We start from the raw sequence: 22,179 nt of genomic DNA on the forward strand, positions 1-22,179 counted from the left end.
GGCGCCATAAAAGCGCCATAGGGTTAAGCGTCGTCGATGATTGCTATATGATCGCGCGCCTAATGCCAAGTTACCGTGATGCCATTTTGTGCATCGCAGTATCAACTTTTGGGCACTGCTGCGATGAGCCCTGCGCATAGCAGAAGCCGATGATAATCCTTGGCTTTTCAGCGTTCAGATTTTCCTTCAGATTTCAATCGATTATTATTGCCTGACGCCTCGATAGCTTGCATTGTGGTTGCAAGGGCGGCTGTTTTTGGGCGCAAATGCATGCCGGGGTTGAAGCCATTTGAAGTAACGAAGGCCGTGCCTGCCGCGGATGCTTCCGCGCGTACAGCGGAGCCGTCTCTCCTGCTGAATCGATCGACCGCCGAGCGATTGCCTAATCTGCGCACGCAGTCCTCCATCGCGTGGCCGACACGGATCAAAGCTGCAACACGGGACTGGGCTTCATGGCTCCAAAGTTCCGCGACAGCGGAGATGGAACATGGACGGTTGTTTCTGTTCTCGCCGGTCTTCCTCGGAGCCGGCGCCGTCCTCTGGTTCGAACTGGCAAGTGACCCTCCCACGATGCGCTTGATGGCATGGATTGTTGCGCTGGCACTTGTTGCAACGGCGGCGGGCCAAGGGCGTCCGTTTGTCCGGAATTCAGCGCTGGCCGGCTTGCTTTGCATCGCGGGAATGCTTTCGGCCCAATACGAAACGCGGGGCAAGGCGACCGTCATACTGGATACGCCCGTCACCACAACGATCACGGGTCGTGTCGAGCGTCGGGAGGGGGATGGCGCGGGTCGTTGGCGCTATATCCTCTCCATTTCCGGCACTCAGTCGCCTCAGATTAGGCGGCCGCCAGACCGGGTTTCAGTCGTCGCACGTGGGCAGAAAGAACCGTTCGAAATCGGGGAGTGGTTGACCGGGCGGGCACGATTGACCCCGCCTGCGGGACCGGCGCTGCCTGGGCTCAACGACTTCGCCTTCAGCGCCTATTTCGACGAGATTGGCGCGAACGGTTTCTTTTATGGTTTGCCAAGCGTTTCAATGCCGTCAGCGGTCGGCACACCATCGATGTCGGAGCGCGCAGCCAACTGGCTGGATGCTCTTCGAAGCGGTATCGGAGACCGCATCCGTGGAATCCTGCCGGGTGACACCGGCGCCTTTGCGGCGTCGCTTGTCACCGACGAGCGACGCCGATCTCGCGGGAAACCACCGACGCGCTGCGACAGGCGGGGCTGGCGCATATCGTGGCAATCTCCGGTCTCAACATGGCGCTCTCCGCGGGTATCTTCTTTGTCGGCCTACGCCAACTGCTGAGCCTGTTTCCATCCGTTACGCAGGCGTACCCGACCAAGAAGATTGCAGCTGCTGGCGCGCTCGTCGCCCTGACAGCCTATTACATGATCTCGGGCTTTGCGGTCTCCGCAGAGCGAGCCTTCATCATGATGGCGATCATGCTGGCCGCTGTATTCTTCGACAGGCCGTCAATCAGTCTGCGCAACATCGCCCTGTCGGCCTGGGTGATTTTGCTCTTGTCTCCATCCGAGGCACTAGGCCCGAGCTTCCAGATGTCATTTGCGGCGACTCTTGCGCTGGTTGCCGGTTATGCGATGTGGTCGAAGCGAGCCTCGCGCGAGCATCCCTTGCTGCAAGTCAGGGCAGTGAAGCCCGCCGTTTTTGTCGCACGCTTCTTTGCTGGCATCCTCCTTTCCTCAATGATCGGAGGCTTCTCGACCGCGCTCTTCGCAGTCGAACATTTCCATCGGCTCAGCGCTTATGGATTGCCCGCAAATCTCATGGCCATGCCGGTAATCTCCTTCGTGGTGATGCCTATGGGCATGTTCGCGATGCTGCTGACGCCGTTTGGCCTCGATGTCGTTCCCTGGAAAATCGCTGGCTTCGGGCTCGACATTGTGATCGCCATTGCAAAGATGGTCTCGGGATGGGGCGGCAACGTCGATATCGGCCGATTGCCGGTCTGGTATTTTCCTGTCGCCGTCGCAGGCTTCCTCGTACTTGCGCTTCTGCGAACCAGACTGCGGTACCTCGGCGCTGTTGCGATCGCGTTGGCAACTCTGCTCGTTGTGCTAGCGCCGTCCAGACCGGCGCCAGATTTCATCATTGCCGAGGATGGCGGTCTCGTCGCGATTGTCGACAATCAGGTTATTGCTTCCAACCGGACGCGCCCACCCGACTTCATTTTCGACCAATGGCGAAGGGCTCTGGCCGCGGAGCAAGCCCGGCCGCCGCTCCTGATAGAGGGTGTCAAACCAGTCCGCCGGCGCGACGGCGACGGCAAGCCTCAGAGGCTCTCGGCCGACGAATTGCATAACGCTCGCAACGCGTTGCAGCAGGCCGTTGCGAGAGGCGTTGAGAACCGTTTCGTCTGCCTGAAAGGCGCTTGGTGTACAGCGGCACACGACAGTGGCTACGTTCTGACAATCGTCGAGGACCCCGCCTATGTCGGCGCTGCCTGCGACACCGCCGACATCGTCGTTGCGCACGCTCGTCTGCGCGTAAGCGAATGCCGGTCAGGTGCATTGTTGTTCACGGGCGAAACCTTGCGCCGCTCGGGCGCGGCAGAGATACGAATAGACGAACAGGGAACGCCTGTCGTGACGACGACCTATAAGACACTTGACCGGCCTTGGATGCGGCATCGGGCATACAATTGGCGAAGCGGCACCTTCGACGGAGAGCCGCCTGTCTTTAGTGATAGCGGCGAATGAGGCCGACCAGCTTGCCCTGAACCTTGACGCGATCGGGTCCGAAAATACGCGTTTCATAAGCCGGGTTCGCGGCTTCAAGCGCGATCGAAGCGCCCTTGCGGCGGAAGCGCTTGAGGGTTGCTTCCTCGTCATCGACAAGTGCGACAACAATGTCGCCGGCGTTGGCGGTGCTGCCGTTGCGGATAATCACCGTATCGCCGTCGAAGATGCCGGCCTCGATCATCGAGTCACCCTTCACCTCGAGCGCATAGTGCTCGCCTGGGCCAAGCATGTCGGCCGGAACCGTGATGTCGTGCGTATTGTTCTGGATTGCAGAAATTGGCACGCCGGCAGCGATCCGCCCCATAACAGGTACAGAGGCCGAATTGCCATTGTCCGCATGCGCGGCCGGCTTTGGCGGCGCGACCGGTTGAGGTTTGCCAAGGCTGCCCTCGATCACGCTCGGCGAAAAACCGCGGCGCGGCTGGAGACTGGGATTATATGCCTCTGGCAGCTTGATGACCTCCAGAGCGCGGGCCCGATTCGGCAGTCGACGAATGAAGCCGCGTTCCTCCAGCGCCGTAATCAGGCGGTGGATGCCCGACTTCGACGCGAGATCGAGAGCGTCCTTCATTTCGTCGAAAGATGGGGGGACACCGGACTCCTTCATTCGTTCATGAATGAAGAGAAGAAGCTCCTGTTGCTTGCGCGTCAGCATCGAAGTTGAACCCCAGAGTTGTGAAACAAAGCCAGAACAGACACTATATGTTCCATATGTGTTCCGCAAGTACCTAAATTTTCGTAAAACTTGCCTGCAACTTGTTCAGTTTTTGCGTCGCTTTTGAGTGAATGCGGAGAAGGGGGTTGCATTGTTCTCTTGCCCGGCGCACATCTTCGCAAATCCCCGGGGAGTTTGCCATGAGCGAAGCACATCCGCTGGACCACATTGTGCTGCCGGTGTCCAACATCAGGCTTGCGCGCGAGCGCCTCGGAATGTTGGGCTTCACCGTCGCGCCTGATGCGCGGCACCCGTTCGGAACAGAGAACGCCTGTATATTTTTCGCCGACGAAACTTATCTGGAGCCGCTGGGCGTCGCCAGCCTCGAACTGCACGAGGCATCGGCGAGGAAAGGCAACGTCTTCACCGCGCGTGACCGCGCCTTTCGGTTTCGATGCGGCGAGGATGGACTGTCCGCAGTGGTCTTCGCGACGGGGGACGCCGACCGCGACCACGCTAGATTCCTTGCCGAGAAGATCAACGGCGGTGAGATGCTGCAGTTCGAGCGGCCGATGAAGATGCCCGACGGCTCGGAAGCCACTGCTGCATTCAAACTCGCGTTCGCAGTTGACCTGCGCGCACCTGACTTCTTTTTTTTCACCTGCCAGCGGGTCAATCCGCTGCCAGCCGATCGAAGGGCACTGCAAGTGCACCCAAATGGCGTGGGCGGGATCGCGGAGATCGTTCTTGGCGCGCCGGACCCAAAGGCGTTTGCACCATTTGTGCGCGCCGCGGCGCACGGCCTGACGGTGATCAACGAGGCCTTTGGTGTGAGTATTGCAACGCCCAACGCGAGAATCATCGTTCTGTCCCCCGATGGACTGGATGCCTACTTCGATATTTCTGCACCCTCAGGCGATCGCGGCCTGCGCGGCGTCGCCGTTGTTTTCAAGGTCGGTGATCTCGCCGTGACAGAAGCGCATTTGGCTGCTAACGGGATGACCTACACGCGCAAGAACAATCGAATTCTGGTGAAGGCAGCGCCCGGGCAGGGCGCGCTCTTCGCCTTCGAGGAGAAACGATGAGCCAGACAAATTCCGAAGTCGCGGTTGGCGAAGGCGCCGGCCGCGTCACCTTTTCGAATACCGGCAAGCTGTCGCTGATTGCCGGACCTTGTCAGATGGAGAGCCGCGAGCATGCGTTCATGGTCGCCGGTGTATTGAAGGAGCTTTGCGACAAGCTTGGTCTCGGCCTTGTCTACAAGTCCTCCTTTGACAAGGCGAACCGGACATCGCTCTCCGCTCAGCGCGGCATCGGCCTCGATAAGGCGCTGGAGGTTTTTTCCGACCTCAAGAAGGAATACGGTTTTCCTGTCCTGACCGACATCCATACCGAGGAGCAGTGCGCCGAGGTGGCGCCGGTCGTCGACGTCCTGCAGATCCCGGCCTTTCTCAGCCGCCAGACAGACCTGCTGGTCGCAGCCGCCAAGACCGGTCGCACCATCAACGTCAAGAAGGGCCAGTTCCTTGCCCCTTGGGACATGAAGAATGTCCTGAACAAGCTCAATTCCACCGGCAATCCGAACGTTCTGCTTTGCGAGCGCGGCGCTTCCTTCGGCTACAACACGCTGGTCTCGGATATGCGCTCGCTGCCGATCATGGCGGCGATGGGCGCCCCTGTTGTTTTCGACGCCACGCATTCGGTGCAGCAGCCGGGCGGGCAGGGCGGCTCCAGCGGCGGCCAGCGCGAGTTCGTCGAGACGTTGGCGCGCGCGGCCGTTGCTGTCGGTGTCGCCGGTGTGTTCATCGAGACGCACGAAGATCCGGACAACGCTCCGTCCGACGGTCCGAACATGGTCTACCTCAAGGACATGCCGAGGCTTCTCGAAAAGCTCCTGGCCTTCGACGCGATCGCAAAGGGCTGACGTTCAAAAGACTGACATGTTCGTGTAATAGGCCACGCACGAACATCGCTGCGAAGCATGCGCAAAGCGCCATTGTAATTTGCGCATCTTCGACTAAGACGGATTTCAAACGATTTATCCACCCTCAAGCAGGAAAAGCCGATGACCGCAATTACCGACATTATCGCCCGCGAGATTCTCGACAGCCGTGGCAACCCCACCGTCGAAGTCGATGTCTATCTGGAAGATGGCAGCATGGGCCGCGCGGCGGTTCCGTCGGGCGCGTCGACGGGCGCGCATGAAGCCGTCGAAGTTCGCGATGGTGGCAAGCGCTACCTCGGTAAGGGTGTGGAAAAGGCTGTCGAAGCCGCCAACACGGAAATCTTCGACGCCATCGGCGGCATCGATGCCGAAAACCAAATCCAGATCGACAACATCATGATCGAGCTGGACGGCACGCCGAACAAGTCGCGCCTCGGCGCCAACGCCATCCTCGGCGTATCGCTTGCTGTTGCCAAGGCTGCTGCCCAGGCTGCCGGACTGCCGCTCTACCGCTACGTCGGTGGCGCCAGCGCTCACTTGTTGCCGGTTCCGATGATGAACATCATCAACGGCGGCGCGCATGCCGACAACCCGATCGACTTCCAGGAATTCATGATCCTGCCGGTTGGCGCTGATTCCATCCGCGAAGCCGTTCGCATGGGCTCGGAAGTTTTCCACGTCCTCAAGAAGGAACTGTCGGCTCAGGGTCACAACACCAACGTCGGCGACGAAGGCGGCTTCGCACCGGGCCTGAAGAGCGCCCCTGAAGCCCTCGACTTCATCATGAAGTCGATCGAGAAAGCCGGCTACAAGCCTGGCGACGATATCTGCCTTGGCCTCGATTGCGCCTCGACGGAATTCTTCAAGGATGGCAAGTACGTTCTCGAAGGCGAAGGTCGCACGCTGGAGCCGGGCGCCATGGCGGAATACCTCGCGCAGCTCGCGGGCCAGTATCCGATCATCTCGATCGAAGACGGCATGGCCGAGGACGACTGGGATGGCTGGAAGGCTCTGACGGATCTGGCAGGCAAGAGGGTTCAGCTGGTCGGCGACGATCTCTTCGTCACCAACTCGGCTCGCCTGCGCGACGGTATCAAGATGGGCGTTGCCAACTCGATCCTCATCAAGGTCAACCAGATCGGCTCGCTGACGGAAACGCTCGATGCCGTCAACACCGCGCACAAGGCAGCCTACACCGCCGTCATGTCGCACCGTTCGGGCGAAACCGAAGATTCGACGATCGCTGACCTCGCCGTTGCCACCAACTGCGGTCAGATCAAGACCGGCTCGCTGTCGCGCTCGGATCGCCTCGCCAAGTACAACCAGTTGATCCGCATCGAAGAAGGTCTTGGCCCGCAGGCCCGCTATGCCGGTCGCTCGATCATCCGCGGCTAATTGCGCCTGATTTCAACCACTTCGACCCGCGCCTTCGAAAGGCGCGGGTTTTTTCTTGTCTGATTTTTCATAGTCAACGGACAGTTAATCTCTGCCCGGTAGTCTTGAGCGCATCGAGGTAATGCGTTCGAGCGTGCGTTTATGTGGACAAAGCATCACAAGAAGAAAAAGATCGGTCGTTTCGTGGTTCCAGCCATGACGGTCGCGTTTCTTTCCTACTTCGGCTATCATTGCATTCATGGTGATTACGGTCTGCGGGCAACCGAAGGGTTCGAGCGCCAGCGGATAGCGCGTGAGAGGGAGTTGGCGGTTCTGAAAGGCAAGCGCGAGCATCTCGAAAAGCAGGTCGCGCTGCTGAGTGACGGTTCGATGGACAAGGATATGCTGGACGAGAAAGCGCGTCTTCAGCTTAATGTTTCTCGTGCCGATGAGATCGTCATATTCAATCATTATTCCAATTAACCGGAATTCAGTTAATTGCAATAAAGCGTTATTTATCAGCGGCTTGCTGGTGAATACGAGCCATGCATTTATGGCATTGCTGTGGCGAAATTTCTTCCCTATGGTACGCCCAACCAAAGAACCGACAAACCCATAGGGAGGGTTGAATGGCGCCGCGAAAAACCGCGACCGTTTCCAGCCGTAAAACTAGCGCAAAGCCGGCAAACAAGGCCACCAATGGTGGTCCCGTTGCCGATTTCACGCGTGACGAAGAGCTTAGCGCTTATCGCGATATGTTGCTGATCCGCCGCTTCGAAGAGAAGGCCGGCCAGCTTTACGGCATGGGCTTCATTGGCGGTTTCTGTCACCTCTACATCGGTCAAGAAGCTGTCGTCGTTGGCATGCAGATGGCGCAGAAGGAAGGCGATCAGGTCATCACGGCCTACCGTGATCACGGCCACATGCTGGCAACCGGCATGAGCGCGCGTGGCGTCATGGCCGAGCTGACCGGCCGCCGCAGCGGCTATTCGCACGGTAAGGGCGGCTCGATGCACATGTTCTCGAAAGAGAAGCATTTCTACGGCGGTCACGGCATCGTCGGTGCTCAGGTCTCGCTCGGAACAGGTCTTGCCTTTGCAAACCGGTATCGCGGCAACGACAGCGTTTCCGTCGCTTACTTCGGTGACGGCGCTGCGAACCAGGGCCAGGTCTACGAGAGCTTCAACATGGCTGCTCTCTGGAAGCTTCCGATCATCTACATCGTCGAAAACAACCGTTACGCCATGGGCACCTCGACCGCGCGCGCAACCGCGCAGTCGAACTACTCGCTCCGCGGTTCCGGCTTCGGCATCCCAGGCATTCAGGTTGACGGCATGGACGTCCGCGCGGTCAAGGCTGCCGCCGACGAAGCTCTCGAGCATTGCCGCTCCGGCAAGGGACCGATCATCCTGGAGATGCTGACCTACCGTTATCGTGGTCACTCCATGTCGGACCCGGCGAAGTATCGCACCAAGGAAGAAGTGCAGAAGATGCGCTCGGAGCAGGATCCGATCGAACAGGTGCGTGCGCGCCTGCTGGAGAAGGGGTGGGCCTCGGAAGACGATCTCAAGGCGATCGACAAGGACGTCCGCGATATCGTTGCCGATAGCGCAGACTTCGCCCAGTCCGATCCCGAGCCGGATGCATCCGAGCTCTACACTGACATTCTGCTCTAATCGGGGAGGGACGACCCATGCCAATCGATATTCTCATGCCCGCCCTCTCTCCGACGATGGAAGAAGGCACGCTTTCCAAGTGGCTCAAGCAGGAAGGCGACACCGTCAAGTCTGGTGACGTGATCGCCGAAATCGAAACCGACAAGGCGACGATGGAGGTAGAAGCCGTTGACGAAGGCGTCATCGGTAAGCTGCTGGTTCCGGCCGGCACTGAAAACGTGAAGGTCAATGCCAAGATCGCGGTCCTGCTTCAGGACGGCGAATCGGCATCCGACATCTCGGCAGCACCTGCTGCCGCAGCCCCGGCTCCGGCTGCTGTGCCCCAGGCCGCTGAAACGCCTGCCGCCGCTCAGGCGCCGGTTCCGGCTGAGCCCAAGGCCCAGGTTCCGAACGATCCGGAAATCCCGGCCGGCACCGAAATGGTCTCCATGACCGTTCGCGAAGCGCTCCGCGACGCCATGGCCGAGGAAATGCGCGCCGACGATAACGTCTTCGTCATGGGCGAGGAAGTTGCCGAATACCAGGGCGCCTACAAGGTTACCCAGGGTCTTCTGCAGGAATTCGGCGCCCGCCGTGTCATCGACACCCCGATCACCGAGCACGGCTTTGCCGGCGTCGGTGTCGGTGCTGCCATGTCCGGTCTGAAGCCGATCGTCGAGTTCATGACCTTCAACTTCGCCATGCAGGCAATCGACCAGATCATCAACTCTGCCGCCAAGACGCTCTACATGTCCGGCGGCCAGATGGGTGCGCCGATCGTGTTTCGTGGCCCGAACGGTGCGGCTGCCCGCGTCGGCGCCCAGCACAGCCAGGACTACTCGGCTTGGTACAGCCAGATCCCCGGCCTCAAGGTCGTCATGCCCTACACGGCATCCGACGCCAAGGGCCTGCTCAAGGCTGCGATCCGCGATCCGAATCCGGTCGTCTTCCTCGAAAACGAAATCCTCTACGGTCAGCACTTCGATGTGCCGAAGCTCGATAATTTCGTTCTTCCGATCGGCAAGGCCCGCATCCACCGTCCGGGCAAGGACGTCACGATCGTGTCCTTCGGTATCGGTATGACCTATGCCACCAAGGCGGTCGCCGAACTTGAGAAGATCGGCATCGACGCCGAGCTGATCGACCTGCGTACGTTACGCCCGATGGATCTTCCGACTGTCATCGAGTCGGTCAAGAAGACCGGCCGTCTGGTTACCGTCGAGGAAGGCTATCCGCAGAACTCGGTCGGAACCGAAATCGCCACCCGCGTCATGCAGCAGGCCTTCGACTATCTCGATGCGCCGGTTCTCACGATCGCCGGCAAGGACGTTCCGATGCCTTACGCCGCAAACCTCGAAAAACTTGCGCTTCCGAGCGTTGCCGAAGTCGTCGATGCCGTGAAGGCTGTTTGCTACAAGTAACAAGGGGAGGGTATCTCGATGCCGATCAATATCACGATGCCTGCCCTTTCTCCGACGATGGAAGAAGGCAATCTGGCCAAGTGGCTCGTCAAGGAAGGCGACACGGTCAAGTCAGGCGACATCATTGCGGAAATCGAAACCGACAAGGCGACGATGGAAGTCGAAGCCGTCGATGAGGGCACGGTTGCCAAGATCGTCGTTCCTGCCGGCACGGAAGGCGTCAAGGTCAATGCCTTGATCGCCGTTCTTGCTGCCGATGGTGAAGACGTATCCGCTGCAGCAAGCGGCGCAGGCTCGGCTGCCCCGGCGCCGAAGGCTGCTGAAGCTCCGAAAGCGGAAGCAGCACCGGCTGCCCCAGTTCCGGCTGCTGCCGCACCGGCTCCGGCCGCAGCACCTGCTGCCGTTTCGGCTGGTGGCAATCGCACGTTCTCCTCACCGCTCGCTCGTCGTCTGGCGAAGGATGCGGGGATCGACCTGTCCGCGATTGCGGGCTCCGGCCCGCATGGCCGCGTCGTCAAGAGCGACGTTGAAGCTGCCGTTGCAGGTGGTGGCGCCAAGGCGGCCCCGGCTGCAGCTGCGCCGCAGGCCGCAGCACAGGCTCCAGCCGCTGCGCCGAAGGGTGCTTCCGACGAGTCCGTCCTCAAGCTGTTCGAACCGGGCTCCTACGAACTCGTGCCGCATGACGGCATGCGCAAGGTCATCGCCAAGCGCCTCGTGGAGTCCAAGCAGACCGTGCCGCACTTCTACGTCAGCGTGGATTGCGAGCTTGATGCGCTGATGTCTCTGCGTGCCCAGCTCAACGACGCCGCACCCCGCAAGGATGGTGCGCCGTCCTACAAGCTGTCGGTCAACGACATGGTCATCAAGGCCATGGCGCTGGCGCTGCGCGATGTTCCCGATGCCAACGTCTCCTGGACCGAAACCAACATGGTCAAGCACAAGCACGCCGATGTCGGTGTTGCTGTCTCGATCCCTGGCGGCCTGATCACCCCGATCATCCGCAAGGCCGAGGAAAAGACCCTGTCGGCCATCTCCAACGAGATGCGCGATCTCGGCAAGCGGGCCAAGGACCGCAAGCTGAAGCCCGAGGAATACCAGGGCGGCACCAGCTCGGTCTCCAACATGGGCATGATGGGCGTGAAGCAGTTCGCAGCCGTCATCAACCCGCCGCATGCAACGATCCTCGCGGTCGGCGCAGGCGAGCAGCGCCCGGTGGTCAAGAACGGCCAGCTGGCAGTCGCTACCGTGATGACAGTCACGCTGTCGACCGACCATCGCTGCGTCGACGGCGCGCTCGGCGCCGAGCTGCTGCAGGCGTTCAAGGGCTACATCGAAAATCCGATGGGTATGCTGGTCTGACACCGGAGCGGAGGCGGAAATGACGAAGACCGTTCTTTGCTATGGTGACTCGCTGACCTGGGGCTATGACGCTGACACGATCGGACGTCATGCCTACAAGGATCGTTGGCCAAGTGCGCTTCAGGCGGCACTCGGCAACGAAGTGCGGATCATTGCCGAAGGATTGAACGGGCGGACCACCGCGTTCGATGACCATCTCGCCGACTGCGACCGGAACGGCGCACGCATTCTGCCAACGATACTGCAGAGCCATGCGCCGCTTGATCTCGTCATCCTGCTGCTCGGCACCAACGACATGAAGCCCGTCGTGGCGGGGTCGGCCTTTGCCGCCTGCCAGGGCATCGCCCGGCTGGTGCGGTTGATCCGCAACCACGCCTGGCCCTTCGAATTCGATGGACCGGACATCCTGATCGTGGCACCGCCGAAAATCCGCGAGACGGCGAATGTGCCCTTTGCGGCGTCGTTCGTCGGCGGCATCGAGGAGTCGGCAATGCTGCCGACCCTCTATCGCGACCTCGCGGATGAGCTCGGATGCGGCTTCTTTGACGGCAATTCGGTAGCGAAGACGACGCCGGTCGATGGCATTCACCTCGATGCGGACAATACCCGCGCTCTCGGGCGCGGCATGGAATCGACTGTGCGGATGATGCTGGGGCTTTGAGCATGGGATCCTTCGTCTCGCTTCGTCCGGCGGCGCGGGAAGATGCGACGGAGTTGGCTTTACTCACGGATATCGCATCGCACGGTTTTGCTTCCTGGCTGTGGCTCTCTGAGCTCGGAAACGGCGGCTGCGATACGCCGATGGAGCGAGGACGGCAGAAGCTGCGCGGAGACCAGGGGCAGGGCAACTGGAGCGACGCGGTGATTGCCGAAGCCTATGGCGAGATCGCGGGAGCCGCGATCGGCTTCGGCCTCGACGAAGGCATACGGAATATCCAGGCGGACCGCCCGGCGCTGAAGCCGGTCATCGATCTGCAGAAAATGGTGTTGGGAAGCTGGTTTATCGCAACGCTCGGTGTCTACAGCCATTTGCGCGGCATCGGGATTGGTAGGCGGCTTCTGGAGGATCAGATTGAGCGTGCGGAAGATGCGCCGGTCAGCCTGATTACCGCGGATTACAACGAAGCGGCTCTGTCGCTTTACAAGAAGAATGAATTTTCGGAGGCGGCGCGCGCGGATGCCGTGGCCTTTTTCGAAAACGGCAGGAAACACGAGTGGGTGCTTCTCACCCGCGACGCCCGATAACAAAGGCAGGAAAACATGGCTGAGAATTACGACGTCATCATCATCGGCTCCGGTCCCGGCGGCTATGTGGCCGCTGTGCGCGCCAGCCAGCTCGGTCTCAAGACCGCGATCGTCGAGCGCGAGCACCTGGGCGGCATCTGCCTGAACTGGGGCTGCATCCCGACCAAGGCGCTGCTACGTTCGGCCGAGATCCTCGACCACGCCAACCACGCCAAGGACTACGGTCTCGTGCTCGAAGGCAAGATGAGCGCCGATGTGAAAGCCGTTGTCGCCCGCTCGCGTGGCGTTTCTGCCCGCCTCAACGGCGGCGTCGGCTTCCTGATGAAGAAGAACAAGGTCGATGTGATCTGGGGCGAAGCCAAGATCACCAAGCCGGGCGAAATCGTCGTCGGCAAGTCCTCCAAGCCCGTCGTCGAGCCACAGAACCCGGTTCCGAAGAACATCAAGGGCGAGGGCACCTACACCGCCAAGCACATCATCATTGCGACCGGCGCCCGTCCACGCGCGCTGCCCGGCATCGAGCCCGATGGCAAGCTGATTTGGACCTATTTCGAAGCGATGAAGCCGGCAGCGCTGCCGAAGTCGCTGATCGTCATGGGCTCTGGCGCCATCGGCATCGAATTCGCAAGCTTCTATCGCTCGATGGGCGTTGACGTTACCGTCGTGGAAGTCATGCCGACGATCATGCCGGTCGAAGATGTCGAAGTCACCGCGATCGCGCGCAAGCAGCTTGAGAAGCGCGGGATGAAGATCCTCACCAGCGCCAAGGTCACGAAGGTCGAAAAGGCAGCCGACAGCCTCACCGCGCATGTCGAGACCGCCGACGGCAAGGTCCAGCAGATCACCGCCGACCGCATGATTTCGGCCGTGGGCGTCCAGGGCAACATCGAGAACCTCGGCCTCGAAGCCGTCGGCGTGAAGACCGACCGCGGCTGCGTCGTCATCGACGGCTACGGCAAGACCAATGTGTCAGGCATCTATGCCATCGGCGACGTCGCCGGCCCGCCGATGCTGGCCCACAAGGCCGAGCACGAAGGCGTGGTCTGCGTCGAAAAGATCGCCGGCCTGCCGAACGTTCACGCCACCGACAAAGGCAAGGTCCCGGGCTGCACCTACTGCAACCCGCAGGTCGCCTCCGTCGGCCTGACCGAAGCCAAGGCAAAGGAAGCGGGCCGCGACATCCGCGTTGGTCGCTTCTCCTTTGCCGCCAACGGCAAGGCGATCGCGCTTGGCGAGGACCAGGGTCTTTGCAAGGTGATCTTCGACAAGAAGACCGGCGAGCTGCTCGGCGCCCATATGGTCGGCGCAGAAGTCACCGAACTCATCCAGGGCTTCGTCGTCGCCATGAACCTTGAGACGACCGAAGAAGAACTGATGCACACCATCTTCCCGCATCCGACGGTTTCCGAAACCATGAAGGAAGCGGTGCTCGATGCTTACGGTCGTGTCCTGAACGCTTGATAGTTTCCTTTTTCGCTCTCTATGACGGATTGGATCACATCCAAGCCCGGACTGGAAAAAGCGAAAGGAAATCATCATGTCTATGGGTACGCAGGCACTGCTAGTTTTTCTCCTGATCGGCCTGGTGGCGGGGTTCCTCGCGAGCCTGGTCGTCGGAGGGGGCGGATTGATACGGTGCCTGCTGAGCGGCATTATCGGCGCGTTTGTCGGAGGCTTTCTCTTCAACGCGCTCGGCATATCGCTCGGTATCGACAATGCGTTGGTGGTTCAGATCATTCACGCGACGGTCGGCGCCATCATCGTGGTGTTGATCGCAAGGGCGATAGCTTGAGGGGATAGGACAGCATGGAAGGTGTGGGCTGGATTACGGCGATCATCGTCGGCGGCTTGGCGGGCTGGCTCGCGGGCATTTTGATGGGCATACGCTTCGGCGTTCTGATGAACATCGTCATAGGCATCGTGGGTGCCGTCATCGCCAGCGCGATCTTCACCCGCGCCGGGATCTATGTCGCCAGCGGTTGGCTGGGTTACCTTGTGACGGGTTTCATCGGCTCTTGTATCTTGCTATTTCTGGCAAAACTCGTCAGACGCTGACGAAAGAGGCCGCTTCCGGCGGTTTGAAGGCAGGTTATTGATGGTAACTATTCTCGACAGGATGAATCCAGACGCTGAAAAGCGCGTGCGACACCCGGAAAAGGCGCATCGGCCCGATCAGGAAGTCATGCGCAAGCCGGATTGGATCCGCGTCAAGGCACCGACTTCCAAGGGCTACGCGGAAACGCGCTCGATCGTGAAGGAGCACAAGCTCGTCACCGTCTGCGAGGAAGCTGGCTGCCCCAATATCGGCGAGTGCTGGGACAAGAAGCACGCGACCTTCATGATCATGGGCGAGATCTGTACGCGCGCCTGCGCCTTCTGCAATGTCTCGACAGGCAAGCCGAATGCACTCGACATGGCAGAGCCCGAGAACGTCGCCAAGGCCGTCAAGCAGATGGGCCTGAGCCACGTCGTCATTACGTCTGTCGATCGCGACGACCTGGAAGACGGTGGTGCCGAGCATTTCGAGAAGGTGATCTGGGCGATCCGGGCAGCGTCGCCGATGACGACCATCGAGATCCTGACGCCCGACTTCCTGAAGAAGCCGGGTGCCCTTGAACGCGTCGTTGCCGCCAAGCCAGACGTCTTCAATCACAACATGGAGACGGTCGCCGGCAACTACCTGACCGTTCGCCCAGGCGCCCGCTATTTTCACTCCATCCGCCTGCTGCAGCGCGTCAAGGAACTGGACCCCACCATGTTCACCAAATCGGGCATCATGGTCGGCCTCGGAGAAGAGCGAAATGAAGTGCTGCAGCTGATGGACGACCTGCGGACCGCTGATGTCGACTTCCTGACGATCGGCCAGTACCTGCAGCCGTCCCGCAAGCATCACAAGGTCATGAGCTTTGTCACACCCGACGAGTTCAAGTCCTACGAGACGGTTGCTTACACCAAAGGCTTCCTGATGGTGGCTTCGAGCCCGCTGACCCGTTCGTCGCATCATGCCGGCGATGATTTCGCACGTCTCAAGGCCGCACGCGAGAAAAAGCTGCTGATCGCAGCGGAATAATCAACGAGCGCTTGCATTTTTCGAAAGCCGCGGCGATTTTCCCCGCGGCTTTTTGTTTGCGGAGGCGACGAGAAATGCCAGCTTACATCGACGATACTCGGAAAGCCGCCGGTGTACTCCGGCAGTCCGCGCGTATCATGATCATCGGCTGCTCCGGGGGCGGCAAAAGTACCTTGTCACGGAAGATCAGCCGCAGGCTGGATCTTCCCTATTTCTCCATGGACAAGGAGTTCTTCTGGCTGCCGGGATGGGTCAAGCGCTCGAAGGACGAAGAGCGTCGCCTGATCACCGATGTTGTCGCCGGCGAACGGTGGCTGATGGACGGAACCGGCCCATCGACTTTCGATCTTCGCGTCCCGCGCGTAGAGTTCGTTGTCTGGGTGCGAATGCCGCGCTGGCTTTGCCTGTGGGGAATCTGCAAGCGCGCATTCTTCCATTTCGGCAGAACGCGACCGGACATGGCACCCGGATGCCTGGAGCGCCTGCCGGACCGGGAATTTCTGACGTACATCTGGACGTTCGAGAAGCGGTTCGCACCTCTTGTGATCGCCGGATTAGACAAGCACGGGCCAGATGTCCCGGTTTTTCAGCTGAAAAGCCGGCGGGAGGTGAACCATCTTCTTGATCTTCTCGGCGCTCCCACTTAACTGCCGGTCATGCCTCAGTTCGAAACGCATCGCCCCGTCCCGCATTCCGCCGATCAGATGTTTGACCTCGTCGCCGACGTCGAGCACTATCCGCAATTCCTTCCGCTATGCGAGGCGCTGAGCATTCGCAGCCGCAAGGAGCGTGACGGCAAGGTTCTGTTAATTGCCGATATGACCGTCGGCTACAAGGCGATCCGTGAGACCTTCACAACGCAGGTGCTGTTGAACCGGGCGGAACGCATCATCGAGGTCAAGTATATCGACGGACCGTTTCGCTATCTCGACAATCGCTGGCGCTTCGAGGATACGGCGACAGGCAGCAACGTCCACTTCTTCATCGACTACGAATTCAAGAGCCGCATCCTGGGGGCGGTCATGGGCTCCATGTTCGATCGCGCCTTCCGCATGTTCTCGGAAGCCTTCGAAACGCGGGCGACGAAAATCTACGGCTGAGCCAGTTCCCGGATCATGCCAAGCGCTGTTCTGATCGTCGCAAGCCGTACTTCAGCGCGACCGATATCGCCATAGAGCATCTTCCGATGAACAAGGCCGCCCGCGCGCGACTTCGCGGCGAGGTGGACGAGGCCGACCGGCTTTTCCGCCGATCCACCGCCAGGCCCCGCAATGCCGGTGACAGCGACCGCGATGGCGGCATGGGAGCGGAAGAGGGCGCCGTGCACCATCTGCCGCGCTGTCTCTTCCGAGACTGCGCCGAGCCGGATCAGCGTTTCCTCCTGCACGCCAAGCATCTCCATCTTGGCGGTATTCGTGTAGGTGACGAAACCTCTGTCCACGACAGCAGACGATCCTGAAATCTCAGTCAAGGCGCCCGCAATAAGCCCGCCGGTACAGGATTCCGCTGTCGAGACCATCAGGCCTGCGGTAGTGAAATCGCGAATGATTGCCTCTGCCTGCGCGATGATATCGTCAGGGAAGATGCTCATTTCAGATGCTCCGGTAGACGACCGTTGCGGTGGCGATCGCCGCGATACCTTCGCGGCGACCGACGAAGCCGATCGTCTCGTTCGTCGTTGCCTTCACCGAGCATCGGTCGATGGTGATACCGAGAAATTCGGACAGCTTGGAGCGCATCTCGTCGCGATGCGGCCCGACCTTCGGCGCCTCGGCGATCAGCGACACGTCAGCGTTCATGATCGTACCGCCGCGTTCACGCACGATCTTGGCCGCGTGCTCGATGAAGATGCGGGACGGTGCACCCTTCCATTGCGGATCAGACGGCGGAAAGTGATCGCCGATATCACCGGCGCCGCATGTCGCAAGCAGGGCGTCCGTGAGGGCATGCAGCGCCACGTCCGCATCGGAGTGGCCCTTGAGCTTTTGGTCGTGCGGAATGAACACGCCGCAGAGCGTTACGCCATCGCCGGCTTCGAGCTGATGGACGTCATAGCCGTTGCCGGTGCGTACATCAGGGAGCGTCTGTCCAGAGAGTCTGCTGTCTGCCATTGCGATGTCCCGTTTGACCGTCAATTTTGCGTTGTCCGCCAGCCCCTCGACGATACGCACCGGGATGCCTGCCCATTCGGCGATGGCGGCATCGTCGGTGAAATCGGCCAGATTTGCCGCTGCCGCCTTTTCGTGGGCGGCGAGGATCGGTTCGAAGGCGAAGGATTGCGGTGTCTGCGCCGCGTAGAGGTGGGATCGGGAAACGGTATCGAGCACCGTTCCGTCGAGATCGGCGCGCTTCAGCGTATCAGCGACCGGCATCGCCGGGAGAACCGCAGGCACGCCCGCCAGGAGGGCGCCAGCGATGCGATCAAGAAGCGCATGGTCGAAGAAGGGCCGCACAGCGTCGTGGATCAGAACATGCGAGAGGTCATTACCGCGCAAATGGCGCAGTCCCACCAAGACGGATTGCTGTCGCGTCGCGCCGCCATGAACGGCATCGATCGGCACTCCCGATTGGACTAGGCCGGCGACCTTGGCAAACAGGGCTTCGTCGTCCGGGTGAATGACCACGACGATGTGGCAGGCAAGCTCCCAGCTGGCGAATTTCTCCAATGTATGAACGATGACCGGCCTACCGCCGATCGTCCGATACTGCTTCGGGCCGTCCTTGGAAGCGCCCGCGCGTTCGCCGCGCCCGGCCGCCACGACGACGATACCCATTGCTGGTTGCTTTTGATGCATTTGCGGCATAAATCCTCAAGGCGCGATTTTGCCCCCGGTGCTTAGCGGGTTGGCGCATCGAATTCCAGCATTTGCCCGAAAAATGTCAATTCGCGTACTGCCCTCTTGGCAAGCCACTCAAACCTGTTTAAAAAAAGTGCACGCATTCTGCGTGCCTGAAAGATAATCAATTGCTGGATTTTGACCTCGCTTCACCTTTGCGGATCGGATCTGTGGAAGTCAGGAACCGTGTTGTCCTGGCCCCTATGTCCGGCGTGACGGACATGCCGTTCCGGCAACTGGCGTGGCGTCATGGCGCCGGACTTGTGGTCACCGAAATGGTTGCGAGCCGCGAACTCGTCAACAGCACCGCCGAATCATGGGCGCGCCTTGAGAGCGCTGGTTTTGAGCCGCACATGGTGCAGCTTGCTGGCCGTGAAGCGCATTGGATGGCCGAGGCCGCAAAGATCGCTGCCGACCATGGCGCCGATATCATCGACATCAATATGGGATGCCCGGCAAAGAAGGTAATTGGCGGTTACTCCGGCTCCGCTTTGATGCGCGATCCTGATCACGCCCTCAGCCTCATCGAGGCTACGGTTAAGGCGGTCAGCATTCCTGTGACCTTGAAAATGCGGCTCGGCTGGGACGAGAATTCGATCAACGCGCCCGAAATCGCGCGTCGGGCGGAGGCGGCTGGGATCCAGCTGATCACGATCCACGGCCGCACGCGTATGCAGTTTTACGAAGGCCGGGCGGACTGGGATGCAATCCGGGCAGTTCGCGATGCAATTGCCATTCCGCTGGTTGCAAACGGCGACGTTGAAACCGTTGAAGATACGCAAGAAATTTTGCGTCGCTCGGGAGCAGATGCCGTCATGGTCGGCAGAGGCTGTCAGGGCAGACCGTGGCATGCAGGCGTATTGGCTGGGCAGACGGCGCCGGAAGCGTGGGAAATCCCGGACATTGCCGCTGAGCATTACAAAATGATGCTCGAATTTTATGGTGAGGCAGTCGCCGTTCGCCATGCAAGGAAGCACCTTGGCTGGTATCTCGAACGCTTCGCGCCTGGACTTGCTGCGCAGGAGAAGGCCGCGATCATGACAGCGCGGGAGCCCGATGACGTGGCTGCAAGGTTTTATGATGCATTGATGGCTGCGGCATCGAACACGCAGACCCGGGAGGCTGCATGACGAATGACGTGCCATCGTCGATCGACAACGGCGGTAGCGCAGTTGCGATCGCTGTACTCAATGCGATCCAAAACCCGGTCGTGATGGTGAACGAGGCCGGTCTCGTCGCTTTCGCGAATTGGGAGGCGGAGGCCTTCTTTGGCGCAAGTGCCGCCCACCTTGCCCGCTACAAGATCTCGACCTTCATTCCATTCGGCAGTCCGCTGCTGGCCTTGATCGATCAGGTTCGCGAACGGCGGGCGCCGATCAACGAGTATCGTGTCGACCTGAGCTCTCCGCGCCTCGGACAGGACAAGCTCGTCGATCTGTACGTTGCGCCTGTGGTCAGCGATCCGGGTTCCGTCGTGATCGTCTTCCAGGAGCGATCGATGGCGGACAAGATCGATCGGCAGCTGACGCATCGCGCGGCGGCTCGCTCCGTCACCGGGCTTGCATCGATGCTGGCGCACGAGATCAAGAATCCGCTTTCTGGCATTCGCGGTGCGGCACAGCTGTTGGAGCAATCGGTCGTCGATGACGATCGCGCTTTGACGCGGCTAATCTGCGACGAAACCGACCGCATCGTCTCGCTCGTGGACCGCATGGAGGTGTTCTCCGACGAGCGGCCGGTTGATCGGATGCCAGTCAATATTCACTCCGTTCTTGATCATGTGAAGGCCGTGGCGAAGGCGGGATTTGCGCGGCACCTCCGGATTACCGAGAACTACGACCCGTCGCTGCCGTCGGTTTACGCAAACCGTGATCAGCTTGTGCAGGTGTTCCTCAATCTCGTAAAGAATGCCGCCGAGGCTGTGGGCGATCGCCCGGATGGCGAGATCGTTTTAACGACGGCTTATCGCTCCGGCATTCGTCTGTCGGTCGCCGGGACCCGCGAAAAGATCTCGTTGCCGCTGGAGTTTTGTGTTCAGGACAACGGTCCCGGCGTGCCGGCTGACCTCCTGCCGCATCTGTTTGATCCATTCATTACGACGAAGACGAACGGCAGTGGCCTTGGCCTCGCGCTCGTCGCGAAGATTATCGGTGATCATGGCGGCATCATTGAATGCGACAGCCAGAACCACCGCACGACATTCCGCGTCTTGATGCCGGCCTCCAAGGACGCATCGATGGACGACGCAACGACCATAACTCCCACAGGACCTACTCGATGACAGCAACGATCCTCGTCGCGGATGATGATGCGGCAATTCGTACCGTGCTTAATCAGGCTCTGAGCCGCGCCGGCTATGATGTGCGAATTACCTCCAATGCCGCCACGCTCTGGCGTTGGGTGTCGGCGGGTGAAGGCGATCTTGTCGTAACCGATGTCGTAATGCCGGACGAGAATGCTTTTGACCTGCTGCCGCGGATCAAGAAGGCGCGTCCCGATCTTCCGGTCCTCGTCATGAGCGCCCAGAACACCTTCATGACAGCGATCAAGGCTTCCGAGAAGGGCGCCTACGATTATCTGCCGAAGCCGTTCGATCTGACCGAACTGATTGGCATCATCGGTCGTGCACTAGCCGAGCCGAAGCGTAAACCTGCCAAACTCGACGAGGACATGCAGGACGGTATGCCGCTTGTCGGTCGTTCGGCCGCGATGCAAGAAATCTACCGCGTCCTTGCGCGCCTGATGCAGACCGATCTGACGCTGATGATCACCGGCGAATCCGGTACCGGCAAGGAACTTGTGGCGAGGGCGCTGCATGACTATGGCAAGCGCCGCAACGGACCGTTCGTCGCGATCAACATGGCGGCGATCCCGCGTGACCTGATCGAGTCAGAGCTCTTCGGCCACGAGAAGGGCGCGTTCACCGGCGCCCAGACACGTTCTACCGGTCGCTTCGAACAGGCCGAAGGCGGCACGCTTTTCCTCGATGAAATCGGCGATATGCCGATGGACGCTCAGACGCGCCTCCTGCGCGTCCTGCAGCAGGGCGAATACACCACGGTCGGTGGTCGCACGCCGATCCGTACCGACGTTCGGATCGTCGCGGCGACCAACAAGGACTTGAAGCAGGCGATCAATCAGGGGCTTTTTCGCGAGGACCTGTACTACCGCCTGAATGTCGTTCCGCTGCGTCTGCCGCCGCTGCGTGATCGTGCCGAGGATATACCGGATCTGGTGCGCCACTTCGTCCAGCAGGCGGAAAAGGAGGGACTCGGCTCCAAGCGTTTCGATCAGGAAGCGCTCGATCTGATGAAGGCCTACGCCTGGCCGGGCAACGTGCGCGAGCTGGAGAACCTCATCCGGCGGCTGATGGCACTTTATCCACAGGATGTGATCACCCGGGAAATCATCGAAGCCGAGCTTCGGTCCGATGTGCCGGACAGTCCTATCGACAAGGGGCCGATCCGCAATGGCAACATGACGATCGCCCAAGCTGTCGAAGAAAACATGCGGACATACTTCGCCGGTTTCGGCGACGGCCTGCCGCCGCCGGGACTTTACGACCGTGTGCTGACGGAAATGGAGTACCCGCTGATTCTTGCTGCCCTTACCGCGACGCGCGGGAACCAGATCAAAGCTGCCGATCTCTTGGGGCTGAACCGCAATACGCTGCGCAAGAAGATCAGAGAGCTGGGCGTATCGGTGTATAGAAGCTCCCGCACTGCTTGACAATGTGACTGGCGACGTTGCATTTTCGCCACAATGCGTTGCTTAGAAGTCACGCATGGGGCTCGGGTTTTCGCAGCTGTCTAAGAGCGCATGACAGGGGTTGTTGCGTCGTACAGGCAAGCTG

The 22,179-nt window shown here is 60.3% G+C and carries 21 protein-coding genes and 1 pseudogene; 19 read left to right on the top strand and 3 right to left on the bottom strand.

Features of this window, described 5'->3' with window-relative positions; all coding sequences use genetic code 11:
- The first annotated feature begins 207 nt into the window (after positions 1-207).
- Positions 208-2,723: pseudogene (locus RGCCGE502_RS08960) on the top strand (ComEC/Rec2 family competence protein).
- Here the strand turns inward: RGCCGE502_RS08960 and lexA are convergent.
- Complete coding sequence (gene lexA / locus RGCCGE502_RS08965; RefSeq protein ID WP_016553836.1) at positions 2,704-3,420, bottom strand: transcriptional repressor LexA; 717 nt, start codon at positions 3,418-3,420, stop codon at positions 2,704-2,706. The pseudogene RGCCGE502_RS08960 and the gene lexA sit on opposite strands and share 20 nt — an antisense overlap.
- A 200-nt stretch (positions 3,421-3,620) precedes the next feature.
- Between lexA and RGCCGE502_RS08970 the strand changes: the two genes are divergently transcribed.
- The 15 genes from RGCCGE502_RS08970 (at position 3,621) to RGCCGE502_RS09040 (ending at position 16,589) form a co-directional block, all read left to right on the top strand.
- Complete coding sequence (locus RGCCGE502_RS08970; RefSeq protein ID WP_016553837.1) at positions 3,621-4,505, top strand: VOC family protein; 885 nt, start codon at positions 3,621-3,623, stop codon at positions 4,503-4,505.
- On the top strand, positions 4,502-5,344 hold the full coding sequence (kdsA, locus tag RGCCGE502_RS08975; RefSeq protein ID WP_016553838.1) for a 3-deoxy-8-phosphooctulonate synthase: 843 nt from the start codon (positions 4,502-4,504) through the stop codon (positions 5,342-5,344). Before RGCCGE502_RS08970 ends, kdsA begins: the two co-directional genes overlap by 4 nt.
- A gap of 141 nt (positions 5,345-5,485) precedes the next feature.
- The gene (gene eno / locus RGCCGE502_RS08980) at positions 5,486-6,760 is read left to right on the top strand and encodes a phosphopyruvate hydratase (protein ID WP_016553839.1); all 1,275 of its coding nucleotides are present in this window, start codon (positions 5,486-5,488) and stop codon (positions 6,758-6,760) included.
- Positions 6,761-6,901: 141 nt separating this feature from the next.
- The gene (locus tag RGCCGE502_RS08985; protein ID WP_007532419.1) at positions 6,902-7,222 is read left to right on the top strand and encodes an FtsB family cell division protein; all 321 of its coding nucleotides are present in this window, start codon (positions 6,902-6,904) and stop codon (positions 7,220-7,222) included.
- A gap of 146 nt (positions 7,223-7,368) precedes the next feature.
- Complete coding sequence (gene pdhA, locus RGCCGE502_RS08990) at positions 7,369-8,415, top strand: pyruvate dehydrogenase (acetyl-transferring) E1 component subunit alpha (RefSeq protein WP_016553840.1); 1,047 nt, start codon at positions 7,369-7,371, stop codon at positions 8,413-8,415.
- Positions 8,416-8,432: 17 nt separating this feature from the next.
- On the top strand, positions 8,433-9,815 hold the full coding sequence (locus RGCCGE502_RS08995) for a pyruvate dehydrogenase complex E1 component subunit beta (protein ID WP_016553841.1): 1,383 nt from the start codon (positions 8,433-8,435) through the stop codon (positions 9,813-9,815).
- 18 nt (positions 9,816-9,833) lie between these two features.
- A complete protein-coding gene (locus RGCCGE502_RS09000) occupies positions 9,834-11,174 on the top strand; it encodes a pyruvate dehydrogenase complex dihydrolipoamide acetyltransferase (protein ID WP_016553842.1) in 1,341 nt (446 codons plus the stop codon).
- 19 nt (positions 11,175-11,193) lie between these two features.
- Complete coding sequence (locus tag RGCCGE502_RS09005) at positions 11,194-11,835, top strand: SGNH/GDSL hydrolase family protein (RefSeq protein WP_016553843.1); 642 nt, start codon at positions 11,194-11,196, stop codon at positions 11,833-11,835.
- 2 nt (positions 11,836-11,837) lie between these two features.
- Complete coding sequence (locus RGCCGE502_RS09010; RefSeq protein ID WP_016553844.1) at positions 11,838-12,419, top strand: GNAT family N-acetyltransferase; 582 nt, start codon at positions 11,838-11,840, stop codon at positions 12,417-12,419.
- 15 nt (positions 12,420-12,434) lie between these two features.
- Positions 12,435-13,880, top strand: a complete 1,446-nt coding sequence (gene lpdA, locus RGCCGE502_RS09015; RefSeq protein ID WP_016553845.1) for a dihydrolipoyl dehydrogenase — start codon at positions 12,435-12,437, stop codon at positions 13,878-13,880.
- Positions 13,881-13,956: 76 nt separating this feature from the next.
- Positions 13,957-14,211, top strand: coding sequence for a GlsB/YeaQ/YmgE family stress response membrane protein (locus RGCCGE502_RS09020; RefSeq protein ID WP_016553846.1), 255 nt, complete (start codon positions 13,957-13,959; stop codon positions 14,209-14,211).
- A 14-nt stretch (positions 14,212-14,225) separates the two neighbouring features.
- On the top strand, positions 14,226-14,474 hold the full coding sequence (locus RGCCGE502_RS09025; RefSeq protein WP_016553847.1) for a GlsB/YeaQ/YmgE family stress response membrane protein: 249 nt from the start codon (positions 14,226-14,228) through the stop codon (positions 14,472-14,474).
- Between the two features lie 40 nt (positions 14,475-14,514).
- Complete coding sequence (gene lipA / locus RGCCGE502_RS09030) at positions 14,515-15,489, top strand: lipoyl synthase (RefSeq protein WP_016553848.1); 975 nt, start codon at positions 14,515-14,517, stop codon at positions 15,487-15,489.
- Between the two features lie 74 nt (positions 15,490-15,563).
- Positions 15,564-16,136 (top strand): P-loop NTPase family protein, encoded by a 573-nt coding sequence (locus RGCCGE502_RS09035; RefSeq protein WP_016553849.1) that lies wholly within the window; start codon positions 15,564-15,566, stop codon positions 16,134-16,136.
- A gap of 9 nt (positions 16,137-16,145) precedes the next feature.
- Complete coding sequence (locus tag RGCCGE502_RS09040; RefSeq protein WP_016553850.1) at positions 16,146-16,589, top strand: type II toxin-antitoxin system RatA family toxin; 444 nt, start codon at positions 16,146-16,148, stop codon at positions 16,587-16,589.
- On the opposite strand, the gene RGCCGE502_RS09045 is transcribed toward RGCCGE502_RS09040, so the two are convergent.
- Together RGCCGE502_RS09045 and RGCCGE502_RS09050 are read right to left on the bottom strand one after the other, a co-directional pair.
- Positions 16,580-17,080, bottom strand: a complete 501-nt coding sequence (locus RGCCGE502_RS09045) for a CinA family protein (RefSeq protein WP_016553851.1) — start codon at positions 17,078-17,080, stop codon at positions 16,580-16,582. The two genes, RGCCGE502_RS09040 and RGCCGE502_RS09045, sit on opposite strands and share 10 nt — an antisense overlap.
- A gap of 1 nt (position 17,081) precedes the next feature.
- The gene (locus RGCCGE502_RS09050; RefSeq protein ID WP_019279802.1) at positions 17,082-18,293 is read right to left on the bottom strand and encodes a bifunctional 2-C-methyl-D-erythritol 4-phosphate cytidylyltransferase/2-C-methyl-D-erythritol 2,4-cyclodiphosphate synthase; all 1,212 of its coding nucleotides are present in this window, start codon (positions 18,291-18,293) and stop codon (positions 17,082-17,084) included.
- A 236-nt stretch (positions 18,294-18,529) separates the two neighbouring features.
- Here RGCCGE502_RS09050 and dusB point away from each other — a divergent pair, with 236 nt between their 5' ends.
- From dusB to ntrC, 3 genes are read left to right on the top strand one after another with little or no spacing between them, the layout of a single operon-like run.
- On the top strand, positions 18,530-19,456 hold the full coding sequence (gene dusB / locus RGCCGE502_RS09055) for a tRNA dihydrouridine synthase DusB (RefSeq protein WP_016553853.1): 927 nt from the start codon (positions 18,530-18,532) through the stop codon (positions 19,454-19,456).
- The gene (locus tag RGCCGE502_RS09060; RefSeq protein WP_016553854.1) at positions 19,453-20,607 is read left to right on the top strand and encodes a two-component system sensor histidine kinase NtrB; all 1,155 of its coding nucleotides are present in this window, start codon (positions 19,453-19,455) and stop codon (positions 20,605-20,607) included. The genes dusB and RGCCGE502_RS09060 overlap by 4 nt, the downstream gene beginning before the upstream one ends.
- On the top strand, positions 20,604-22,055 hold the full coding sequence (gene ntrC, locus RGCCGE502_RS09065) for a nitrogen regulation protein NR(I) (protein ID WP_016553855.1): 1,452 nt from the start codon (positions 20,604-20,606) through the stop codon (positions 22,053-22,055). The genes RGCCGE502_RS09060 and ntrC overlap by 4 nt, the downstream gene beginning before the upstream one ends.
- Positions 22,056-22,179 lie beyond the last annotated feature (124 nt).

Source organism: Rhizobium grahamii CCGE 502, assembly GCF_000298315.2.
GTDB classification, from domain to species: domain Bacteria; phylum Pseudomonadota; class Alphaproteobacteria; order Rhizobiales; family Rhizobiaceae; genus Rhizobium; species Rhizobium grahamii.